At 36.6% G+C, this 10,836-nt stretch carries 12 protein-coding genes, 1 tRNA gene and 1 pseudogene; 3 read left to right on the top strand and 11 right to left on the bottom strand.

Going from position 1 to position 10,836, the window contains the following annotated elements:
- The 7 genes from ACJHV0_RS02860 to ACJHV0_RS02890 form a co-directional block, all read right to left on the bottom strand.
- A partial coding sequence (locus tag ACJHV0_RS02860) for a hypothetical protein (RefSeq protein WP_483133329.1) occupies positions 1-566 on the bottom strand: 566 nt, incomplete at its 3' end.
- 9 nt (positions 567-575) lie between these two features.
- Entirely contained in the window at positions 576-782 is a 207-nt protein-coding gene (locus ACJHV0_RS02865) for a helix-turn-helix transcriptional regulator (RefSeq protein WP_483133330.1), read from the bottom strand.
- 478 nt (positions 783-1,260) lie between these two features.
- Positions 1,261-1,671: a hypothetical protein gene (locus ACJHV0_RS02870; protein WP_021280198.1), complete on the bottom strand. Its 411-nt coding sequence runs from the start codon at positions 1,669-1,671 to the stop codon at positions 1,261-1,263.
- 66 nt (positions 1,672-1,737) lie between these two features.
- Positions 1,738-2,949: a tyrosine-type recombinase/integrase gene (locus ACJHV0_RS02875; RefSeq protein WP_483133331.1), complete on the bottom strand. Its 1,212-nt coding sequence runs from the start codon at positions 2,947-2,949 to the stop codon at positions 1,738-1,740.
- Positions 2,950-3,151: 202 nt separating this feature from the next.
- Positions 3,152-3,227, bottom strand: a tRNA-Ile gene (locus ACJHV0_RS02880).
- A gap of 86 nt (positions 3,228-3,313) precedes the next feature.
- Positions 3,314-4,051 carry a peptidoglycan editing factor PgeF gene (gene pgeF, locus ACJHV0_RS02885; RefSeq protein WP_483133332.1) on the bottom strand — a complete coding sequence of 246 codons (738 nt, stop codon included), beginning with the start codon at positions 4,049-4,051 and terminating at the stop codon, positions 3,314-3,316.
- Positions 4,052-4,082: 31 nt separating this feature from the next.
- A complete protein-coding gene (locus tag ACJHV0_RS02890; protein ID WP_334233520.1) occupies positions 4,083-4,472 on the bottom strand; it encodes a RidA family protein in 390 nt (129 codons plus the stop codon).
- Between the two features lie 81 nt (positions 4,473-4,553).
- Here ACJHV0_RS02890 and yejK point away from each other — a divergent pair, with 81 nt between their 5' ends.
- The 3 genes from yejK (at position 4,554) to gdhA (ending at position 7,508) form a co-directional block, all read left to right on the top strand.
- Complete coding sequence (yejK, locus tag ACJHV0_RS02895; RefSeq protein ID WP_188156345.1) at positions 4,554-5,555, top strand: nucleoid-associated protein YejK; 1,002 nt, start codon at positions 4,554-4,556, stop codon at positions 5,553-5,555.
- Positions 5,556-5,623: 68 nt separating this feature from the next.
- Positions 5,624-5,965 carry an outer membrane protein assembly factor BamE gene (gene bamE, locus ACJHV0_RS02900; RefSeq protein WP_025235950.1) on the top strand — a complete coding sequence of 114 codons (342 nt, stop codon included), beginning with the start codon at positions 5,624-5,626 and terminating at the stop codon, positions 5,963-5,965.
- 202 nt (positions 5,966-6,167) lie between these two features.
- Positions 6,168-7,508, top strand: a complete 1,341-nt coding sequence (gene gdhA, locus ACJHV0_RS02905) for an NADP-specific glutamate dehydrogenase (protein WP_334229285.1) — start codon at positions 6,168-6,170, stop codon at positions 7,506-7,508.
- 332 nt (positions 7,509-7,840) lie between these two features.
- Here the strand turns inward: gdhA and ACJHV0_RS02910 are convergent, their stop codons facing one another.
- The 4 genes and pseudogenes from ACJHV0_RS02910 to ACJHV0_RS02925 form a co-directional block, all read right to left on the bottom strand.
- The gene (locus tag ACJHV0_RS02910; RefSeq protein ID WP_483133333.1) at positions 7,841-8,599 is read right to left on the bottom strand and encodes an iron ABC transporter ATP-binding protein; all 759 of its coding nucleotides are present in this window, start codon (positions 8,597-8,599) and stop codon (positions 7,841-7,843) included.
- A gap of 17 nt (positions 8,600-8,616) precedes the next feature.
- Complete coding sequence (locus ACJHV0_RS02915; protein WP_483133335.1) at positions 8,617-9,516, bottom strand: iron chelate uptake ABC transporter family permease subunit; 900 nt, start codon at positions 9,514-9,516, stop codon at positions 8,617-8,619.
- Positions 9,517-9,547: 31 nt separating this feature from the next.
- Complete coding sequence (locus ACJHV0_RS02920) at positions 9,548-10,516, bottom strand: ABC transporter permease (protein WP_483133334.1); 969 nt, start codon at positions 10,514-10,516, stop codon at positions 9,548-9,550.
- A gap of 90 nt (positions 10,517-10,606) precedes the next feature.
- Positions 10,607-10,836: pseudogene (locus ACJHV0_RS02925) on the bottom strand (enterochelin ABC transporter substrate-binding protein); the annotation flags it as partial.

A 10,836-nucleotide genomic window follows, 5' to 3' on the forward strand; every position in this document is an offset into this window, starting at 1 on the left:
AGTTGTGCAGAATAAATATGTAGTTCTTTATTTAGTGGTAAATCTGTTTTAATTTTTCTTGCAATTTGTTGATTTAAATGCTCAATAATGGCTTGTTCTTCTGTTTTTTCTGTTAAGTTTCTATCTTGTTTAAATTTTCCGGTATGAAATAAACAAGAATAGATTTCTGCTAATGTTTCTTCATTCTGTTGAATAAACTGATTAAATAATAATTCAGCTTTATCTGATAATAATTTGCTTCTAATTTGTTTTAGTTCACCTTGTTGCTTAAATAGAAGACTTTGCTCGCTGTAGAGTTTATTTTTAAAATCTACAATCAACGCTTGATAATATTCAATGCGTGCTTCTAAACCACTATTTTTGTTTTTCAGCTCTACATATTCATCTGCTGAAAGCGTGCCATTTTCGGCTAGTTTTTCTTTTTGACGTGCAATAAATTCCGCCTTTTCATTTTCTAAGGCTTCAAGAATATTTCTCGCTTTGTCTAGCTCGGTTTGAGTGGCTATAACGGCTTTTTCTTGTTCGTAGAATTTGGCTTTTTGTTCGTTAAATTTTTCAAGTGTCATAATTTGCCCTTATTGGTTGCGATGTTGTTCAATTTTGGTTTGAATCCATTGCTGGATTTCGCTTTCTAGCCATACTTTGCTATTTGCCCCAATGCTGATGCTTTGGGGAAATTCGCCGGCTTTCATCTTGCGGTAAATCTGCGTTTCTGAAAGCGTAGTTACGGCTGAAACTTCATCTATTTTCATAAATCGCTGTTTCGGTGGGGTATTCTCCATTTTGATTTTCTCCGTTAAAAATTGCTTCGGCGTGCCATTGCTTGCCTACGGTTGAAAGAATAAATCATTGTAGATTTTTTGCTATTTGTTAGGGGTGTGAAAGGCGGTTTGACAGTCTTGGGGGCGTTTTAGTGTGAGTTGGCAACGTGGCAAGTGGTCATTTTTCATTGATTTTTTGCAAACGGTCAGAGGTTCTTACATTGTTCTACCATCAAATTTTCACTAATGGCTGTTTTACTTGCATAGAATTGCGTTGTTGTGCGTAAATTTGCGTAACTAAAAAAGCCTATATAAGGGTTGATCAAGCTATATAGGGCAAAGGATAGAGAATTTTTACGCTTGCGTTGAAATAGCCACCTTAAGTCTGTGCGGGCGAGGCGAGGTACGGCTCGCGTGTTGGGGGCTAGGCGGAAAATAATTTGCTTAGTTATAAATGGAGGGTATATAAAACTGGGCTATAGCTGTTTATGTAGGACGTCTATTTTTCGTTTTTTGTTGATTGATACCAAACTAAAAAGCAAATAATAGTAACAATAGCAGCTATTACGCTGAATAATGTTTGCCAACTTACACCAAAAACGCCAACTATAAAAACAAAAGGAAATGCTAGAACGGTAATTATAATAACGGCAATTACGCCAACAACAGAAAGAGCAACCGCAAAAATAGGAATAGCAAGGATAATTGAAATAAGTACCTCTCCAACTTTTCCAAAAAGTGTGCTGAAAGTAAGATGTAGTATTTGGGCAATAATAGCTAAAGCAAGAAAAAAGCCTCCACCAATTAGCAAATATTCTATGCCTGTGCCAACTAAATCAAAGAATGTAATTAATCCATAGATAAATAAAAAGAGTGGGGTAAGTATAAGGAATGAAACTAAAGTAATCATAAAAATCCCCTCAATAATTAATCATTGAGGGGAATAATAAGAATAATAAATTAAAAGTTCAAGTAGTTACTTTTTGCAGCTCTCCACAAAATCCGCCCACTCCTGCATAATTTCCCGTCTGCGGTCTAGCCAGTTTTTACGATGATATGCACTCATCACGGTGTCTTTGTTCGTATGGGATAAACAAGCCTCAATGACTAGCGTTTCAGTAGTAAAGCATTCGTGCAAATAAGTGCTGGCAATACTTCTTAAACCGTGAGCTACTAAAAGCCCTTTATATTTGCCACCGCTTAAGCGTTTTATTGCATTATTCACGGTTTGGCTATTAGCCGGTTTGTTTCGGTCTGTTCGGTGTGTAAAAATATGCTTATGGTGTCCGTTATATTTCTTCATTTCCTCTAGAATTGCTATAGCTTGTTTTGTTAGCGGAATAGAGTGGGGCTTTCTTCCTCCTTTCATTCTTTCAGCTGGAATGTTTAGTGTGCTGGTTTCCCAATCTATATCGCTCCATTCCACCGCTACGGCTTCAAATGGTCTAAGAATATTTAAGAGTTGCCATTCAACTAATAATTTAATTTGTGGCGTTCTGTTTGATTTCTGTAAGTCCTGCATAAATGCAGCTAAATCTTCAGGCATTATGGCAGGTTGGTGAGTGCTTTTTACCGTAGTAAAAGCCTTTTTTATTACACTTACAGGATTAAAACTAATCCGCCCACTTAATACGGCATAATCAAGTATTTCTATCAAGTTCCCTGCCACTCTGTGCAATGTATCGGGCAAAATGCGTTCTAAATCCGTCAAGCGGTTTATCGTATCTGCTAAAGTAAAATTTTCTAGCGTGTAGCCCTTAAAACGTGGGAATAAATGATTTTCTAAACGTTGTAAGCATTTTTCCATAGTTTTAGGCTTACATTTACCTTTTGATAGTTTCCAAGCAGCCCATTTATAAGCGAAAGATTGGATAGTTTCTTGCTTTTGTTCTAATTCTTTCTGCTGCTTTTCTAGGTATTCAAACGGGTCTAAGCCTTGAATAACAAGATCATTTAATTCATCTCTTTTTATCCGTGCTTCTGCTAGGCTCATTTGTGGATAGCTGCCGATTCGCTTTTTAGTGCTTCGTTTACCTGTCTTAGGGTTGATGTAGCTATAAATCCATACTTTTGCTTTTTTCTGTGCAAGGATAAATAGCCCGTTACTGTCTGCAATAGGTTTCGCATTTGGGGAATATTTTAGATTTTTAATAAAAACATCTGAGATTGATTTTTTAGTTGCAGTCATTTCTTCTAATCCTTGATATATAAGGGTTTATCGAAGTTTATGATCCCTAAATTTTCCTATTTTCAAAATAGGGATCATTTTAGGGATCACAAACACTAAGATACAATGCAACTAAAGAAGACAATAAGAGACTATAAAATAATGTAAGTTATTGATTTTATAGTAGATTTGAGACAATGAAAGACAATATGCAACGCTTGGATGGTCCCCCCAGCCGGACTTGAACCAGCGACCAAGCGATTATGAGTCGCCTGCTCTAACCACTGAGCTATGGGGGGATAAAGTGATGTGGATTATAGAGAAAAACCGAGTAGTCGTCTAGTAGCAGAAGATTACTCGGTTAATTATTAAGCGAGGTGGAATATTATTCTTCTTTCCAAATTAAGGTTGCCATTCGTCCTGTTTGTTTATCCCTACGATAAGAGAAAAATAAATCTTCTTGGGTGTAGGTGCAGTATTCTCCGCCTGAAACCTCGGTAATACCAAGTTTTTTGAGGCGTTGAGTGGCAATTTGGTAAAGATTTCCCAAAAACTTACCGCTTGTAGAGTTATCTTGAATAAAAGCTTCTTCTGCTCTTGGATCAAACGCACAGAATTGCTCAATTACTTCTTTTCCGACTTGGAAGGCTTTTGCTCCGATTGCAGGACCTAACCAAGCTGAAATTTCGTTGCTTGGACATTGGAATTTTTCAACGGTTGCTTCTAGCACGCCATCGCATAGTCCTCGCCAGCCTGCGTGGGCGGCTGCAATTTCTTTTCCATCTTTACTGACAAAAAGTACAGGCAAACAATCTGCGGTCATCACTAAACAGACTTGGTTAGGCTGATTGGTATAAACTGCATCTGCCTCAATGTCTTTGCCTGAGTAGGGAAGTTCAAGCACTCTTGTGCTATGTGTTTGTGTTAGAAATAGCGGAGATTGTGGTAAATGAAATTTCTCCACAAGCAATGCACGGTTTTGAGCAACATCTTTAGGGGAGTCATTGACGTGATCGCCTAAATTAAAACTATCAAAAGGCGGCTTACTTACTCCACCGGTTCTAACAGTAGTAAATGCGTGAATATGCTTGGGAATATTCCAATTTGGGATAATGTTATCCATTTGCAAAAAATCTCCAAAAAACAACCGCTTGTTATCTACGCACGGCAATAGCTTCGATTTCAATACCTACATCTTTTGGTAAACGAGCTACCTCAACGCAAGAACGAGCGGGGAAGTCTGGGTGTTCGTGTTCTTGGAAGAAAGCTTGGTATTCTGTATTCACAATAGCGAAATCATTTAAATCTTTAACAAACACGGTGGTTTTGACAATGTCCGCAACAGTTAAGCCGGCTTGTTCAACGATTGCTTTCACGTTATTGAGAGATTGGCGGGTTTGTTGAACAATATCAGTTGGAATTTCACCCGTTTCAGGATTCACCGGAATTTGCCCGGAGGTTATCACAAGGCTCCCTAAATCAACAGCTTGTACATAAGGTCCGATTGCGGCTGGTGCATTTTCTGTTTGAATTGCAGTTGTCATCTTTATCTCCTTCATAATGAAAAATGAATGGATTAATGATAATATCTTTTTCTATTATTTGGAATAAAGAGAAGTGAATAAATGAGCATTAATGTTTCAGAAATCGTATTACATCAGTTAAATAAAACAGAGGGTGAAAACCCGGAACTCAATACTTTTTTGCGTGAGAATTTATTGACAATTACGCCTGAGGTAGATCAAATGATGTTGCAATTACATCAAGCCTACCAAAGTAAAGCGAAGGCTTATGGTATATTCAAGCCGGAATCGATATTTGCTCAGCAACTTAATCGTTTATTGGAAAAAGAGACTGATTTTCTGCCGTTTAGTCATAGTTGTGCCAAAATGTTGGCGACAGAGTTGGCGAAGTATCCGTTTGCTGATGGCGGTACTTTTATTCTCTGCCGTTATACATTCTTAGCTACGGAATATCTATTTATTGCCTTAATTGACAGCCGTAATTCGATGCTAGTTGATGAGAAGTTAGAAATTAAACGTACGCAATATTTAGAAATTGCACAATATGATATCGCTTGTCGCATTAATTTAACGGAACTGAAACTTGATGCAACATCAAACCGTTATTTAACCTTTGTAAAAGGGAGAGTGGGGCGTAAAATTGCTGATTTCTTTATGGATTTCTTGAGTGCGGAAGAAGGTTTTAATCCTCAAGTGCAAAACCAAACTTTGTTGCAAGCGGTGAGCGACTATTGCGAGCAGGGGGAGCTCTCTGCACCGCAAACCAGAGAAGTTAAAAAACAAGTATTTGACTATTGCAAAGGGCAAATTAATAGTGGTGAAGAAATTGCACTAGATGAGCTTTCAAATGCAATGCCAACATTAAATGAAATAGATTTTGCTCAATTTACTCAAGAACAGGAATATGGTTTGGAAGAAAATATTCCACCAATGCGTAATGCCTTAAAAACGCTTACTAAGTTTTCAGGTTCAGGGAAAGGCGTTACCATTAGTTTTAATGCAGAATTGTTAGGCGAACGTTTGATTTGGGATGAACTAAACGATACTTTAACAATCAAAGGATTACCGGCTAACTTGCGTGATCAGCTGGAACGTAATAAATAATGGAAAATTTTTATCAGTTTAGGTATTATCTAATTATCTGAATTTTGTATTATCAAAAGGTCAAATCTATGAAAATGAAATCTCTTTTAGCAACACTTTTAGTTGTAATGAGTGTAACTGCCTGCTCAACAGTAGAAAAAGTGGTGTATCGAATTGATGTGCCACAAGGCAATTACTTAGAACAAGATAAAATTGCACAGCTTCAAGTGGGTATGACACCCGAGCAAGTAGAATATTTACTTGGCACACCAGTGCTTAAAAATATTTTTGATACACATCGTTGGGATTATGTCTTTATTAAACGTGAAGGTTATAAAGACCCGGAGCAACGTAATTTATTTGTTTATTTTGATGCGAATGGATTAGTTTCAAAAATTGATGACAGCAATGCAAGTGCAGAGCAGAAATAACAAAATCTAATACTAAAATTAAAGAAAGCCCACCTTTTCAATAAGGTGGGCTTTCTGTTTTGGGTAAAAAACAAGCAGTTATACCTAATTTTTCTAATTTTTATAATAAATTTTTCTAATTCCTCTTTTCAAACATAAATTTGCTTGTTAGACTTCACACATCTTAAAACACAACATCATATAAAAATTTCAGGAGTATCAAATGAGCGATTTAAACGCCCTTTTCCAAAAAATCAAACAACGCGATCCTAACCAAGCACCTTTTCACCAAGCAGTTGAAGAAGTATTTGGTAGTCTTGCTCCATTCTTAGCAAAAAATCCAAAATATACTCAACAAGGTTTATTAGAGCGTATTGTTGAACCGGAGCGTGTGATTAGTTTCCGTGTAACTTGGGTAGATGACAAAGGTCAAGTGCAGGTAAATCGTGGTTATCGTGTGCAAATGAACTCAGCAATCGGTCCATACAAAGGTGGTATTCGTTTCCATCCAACAGTAGATTTAGGTGTATTAAAATTCTTAGCGTTTGAACAAGTATTCAAAAATGCCTTAACAACATTACCAATGGGTGGTGGTAAAGGGGGATCTGATTTTGATCCTAAAGGTAAATCTGATGCGGAAGTAATGCGTTTCTGCCAAGCGTTTATGAGCGAGTTATATCGCCATATTGGTGCAGATACAGACGTACCGGCAGGCGATATTGGCGTAGGCGGTCGTGAAATCGGCTATATGTTCGGTCAATACAAAAAATTACGCAATGAATTTACTTCTGTATTAACAGGTAAATCTCTTACTTGGGGTGGTAGCTTAATTCGTCCGGAAGCAACAGGTTACGGTACGGTTTACTTCGCAGAATCAATGCTTGCAACTAAAGGCGAGAAAATTGAAGGTAAAACAGTCGTAATTTCAGGTTCAGGTAATGTAGCACAATATGCGGCTGAAAAAGTGATCCAAAAAGGTGGTAAAGTATTGACTGTTTCTGACTCAAACGGTTATGTCTTATTCCCTGAATCAGGTATGACAGAAGAGCAATTCAATGCATTGTTAGAAATTAAAAATGAACGTCGTGAACGTTTGTCAGTATATGCAAAAGAGCAAGGGTTAAAATACTTTGAAGGTCAAAAACCTTGGGGTGTTAAATGTGATATCGCACTACCTTGTGCAACGCAAAACGAGTTAGATACTGAAGATGCGAAAGAATTAGTGAAAAACGGCTGTATCTGCGTGGCAGAAGGTGCAAATATGCCAACAACACTAGGTGGTGTAGAAGTTTTCATTGACGCAAAAATCCTTTATGCACCGGGTAAAGCAGCAAACGCAGGTGGTGTTGCAACTTCTGGTTTAGAAATGAGCCAAAACGCAATTCGCTTATCTTGGAGTCGTGAAGAGGTTGATCAACGTTTATTCAATATTATGAAATCTATTCACGAAAACTGTGTGGAAAACGGAACTGAATCAGGCGGATTTATCAACTATGTAAATGGTGCAAACATTGCAGGCTTCAAAAAAGTGGCAAATGCAATGTTAGAGCAAGGTATCGTTTAATTCCTATCCACTTATTATGTAGCCCTCATTATTGAGGGCTTTTTATATTGGAGTTTTACTGCATTAAATAAGAAAAATATGAAGTAGATCACAATTTTAAACATTAGTTAGCATTTTTCACAAAATTTGTTTGAAAGCATTCAAAAATTCACTTAATCTTAACGCAACAAGAATAAGTGTTGTATCTAGCAACCTAACACATAAATTTGCTTTCCGAGTGCCCCCAGAAGTGGGGCTTTTTTTATGGTTAAAATGGTATATTAGTACAATATAAAGCGTTAAGCCACTTTTTACCCTATATGCTTTTAGTCTTTTGCCTACATCTTATAAGCTTAGATATGATGAATAATTAAAGGTTTTCCTTGATATTCCACAACGTCAGCGTCAAGATTAAATACGGCTTTCAGATTTTCATTTGTAATAATTTGTTGTGGAGAGCCTATCTTTTCAATAGTGCCGTTTTTCATTGCCACAATGGTATCTGCATAAGCAGCAGCGATGTTAATATCGTGAACTACCATTACTATGGTTAGTGCTAGTTCATCAGTTAATTGACGTAGTAGTTTCATTAATTCACGAGCGTGAAACATATCCAAATTATTAAGTGGTTCGTCTAATAAAATATAATTAGTCTGTTGGCAAAAAGTCATTGCAATTAACGCTCTCTGGCGTTGCCCCCCAGATAATTCATTTAAGAAACGATGAGAAAAATTAACTAAATCAAAGCGTTCAAGGGCTTCTTCCACAATATTGTGATCTTGTTGCGTTATTCTGCCTTGATGATGAGGATAACGCCCGAACATTAGTAAATCTTTTACTGTGATTCTGCTATGGATAACATTGTCTTGCGTTAGAATTGCTAACTGCTTAGCCACTTTTTGAGAAGGCGTTTTTGCAATATTAAGATTATTTAAGTGAATTTCGCCTTCTTGAATATCTTTTAAACGTGCAATAAGGGAAAGTAAGGTTGATTTACCTGCTCCATTTGCTCCGATTAATGCAGTAATACCGCCATTTGGAATAGTTAAATTGATATTATTCAAAATGGTAGTGTTACCAATTTTATGGTGAATATTTTTTACTGTTATCATTTTATTCCTTATTAATATTATTTTTTCCGTTTTAAAATGAGATAGATAAAAACAATTCCCCCTACAAACTCAATCACTACACTGAGTACACCTTGCATTTTCAGTACTTGCTCAAAAATGGCTTGCCCTAAAATAAGCGTAATCGCCGAAACTAAAAACGTCATCGGAATGCGTACACTGTGGTGAATAGTTGGAGTAATTGCATTAACAATTGCACAAACCAGTAATCCTAAGAATAGAATAGGTCCAACTAATGCAGTTGAAATTGAAACTAACAAGGCACAGCAGATGAGTAATTGGCGAGAAAAACGAGAGTATTCTAATCCAAGTCCAACAGCTTTATCTTGACCTAACAAAAGGATATCTAACTTATGGCGTTGCCTCCAAACCCAGATAGAACATAAAAGAGCAATGCCTAAACCAATCCAAAGTAAAGTTGGTGTTGTGATATTAAATGAAGCAAATGATGAGCCTTGAGCAACAGCAAACTCCGTTGGATCAATCATTCGTTGTAATAAATTGTTTAAACTTCTAAACAGAACACCAAAAATGACCCCAATTAAAATCATTCGGGGTAAATCCGATTTATTTTGAGTTAATGAGCTAAACAGTAATAAAGATGCTCCTAACATTAGCAATGTTTCAAAGAAAAATTTATGACTAGGATCAAGTTGAGTAAAGCCTATTCCACCAAAAAAGAAGACTAATGATGTTTGCAATAGCAGATAGAGAGCATCAAAACCTAAAATACTGGGAGTTAAAATAGGGTTATGTGTAAGCGTTTGGAATAATAAGGTTGAAGCTCCAATCGTATAGGCAATAGTGCAGAGTAAAATTAATTTTTTACCTCGAAAAGTTAAAATGAAATCCCAATTCCCTTTAGCATTATAAGTAAGGTAAAAGAGTATGGATAACATTAAACTCAAGACTAAAATAATAAAACGAGATTTAACCACGATATTTTCCTTCAATACGTTTTTCTCTTATTAATAAATAGAGGAAAATAACAGTTCCAACAATACCAAAAATAGTGGATATCGGCACTTCATAAGGGGCATTAACTGAACGCCCTAAAATATCACAAAAGAGCACCAAGTTTGCACCCAATACCACCACAGTAGGCAGATTTTGGCGTAATCTATCACCGGCAATACGAGAAACAATATTAGGTACAACCAAACCAATAAAAGGGATTTGCCCAACGGTTACCACGACGATAGAGGTAATCATCGCAACAACGATCAACGCCAACCACGTCATTTGTTTATAATTTATGCCTAAATTTGTACTAATATTCTCGCCTAGCCCGGCAATCGTTAATTTATCTGCCATCACATATACAACCACTGCTAAAATTGCAGTAAGCCAGAGTAATTCATAGCGACCAGCTAAAATGCCCGAGAAGTCGCCTGAGAACCAAACGGATAAAACTTGTAGGCTATCGTTTTCGTAAGCAATATAAGTGGAAATTGCTTCAATCACATTGCCAAATACAATACCGATTAATGGTAACATTAATTGTTGGTAAGGTGGTAAGTTACGAATAAGTAGTATAAAAATACTGATTCCGATTAATGTGCTGACTGTAGCAATAGACATTTTCAGCATCAATGTAGAGGCTGGAAACATTAAGCTCGCAATAAGAATACCAATAGCTGCACTTTGGCTTGCTCCAATCATACTTGGCTCAATAAAGCGGTTTTTTAAGACGATCTGCAATACCATTCCCGCAACGGCGAGCGTTGCTCCTACTAACAATACCGCAAGAGTTCTTGGTAAACGGCTGACAAAAAAGAGCTTACTTTGCTCGGCTGAGCTGAATATCTCACTCCAGTTAAAATCAGCAACACCCACACTGGTGCTGATTGGAATGAGTAACAATAAAATAAGAAGATTTAATCTAAAAAAAGAGAACATAAGATATAAATGCAAGCGGTCATTTTTTATTGATTTTTTGCAATACAAAGATGCAAAATTTTTATAAAAAACGACCGCTTGTAAGGTTAATTATTTTTTCTCAAACGCTGATTTAATGGTCTGTAAGTCGGTTTTCATTTGCTCATAGCCACCCGGTGCTAAATATGATGCACCGCTTAAATAAACGACATTACCGTTTTTCCAAGCTTTAGTTTGGCGGATTAATTCATTATCTAATACTTGTTGAGCAGATTGTCCTTCTTGACCGATAGCCGCAATACGATCCAGCACAAATAACCAATCAGGATTTAACTTTTGAA

It is taken from the genome of Mannheimia sp. (assembly GCF_056854775.1).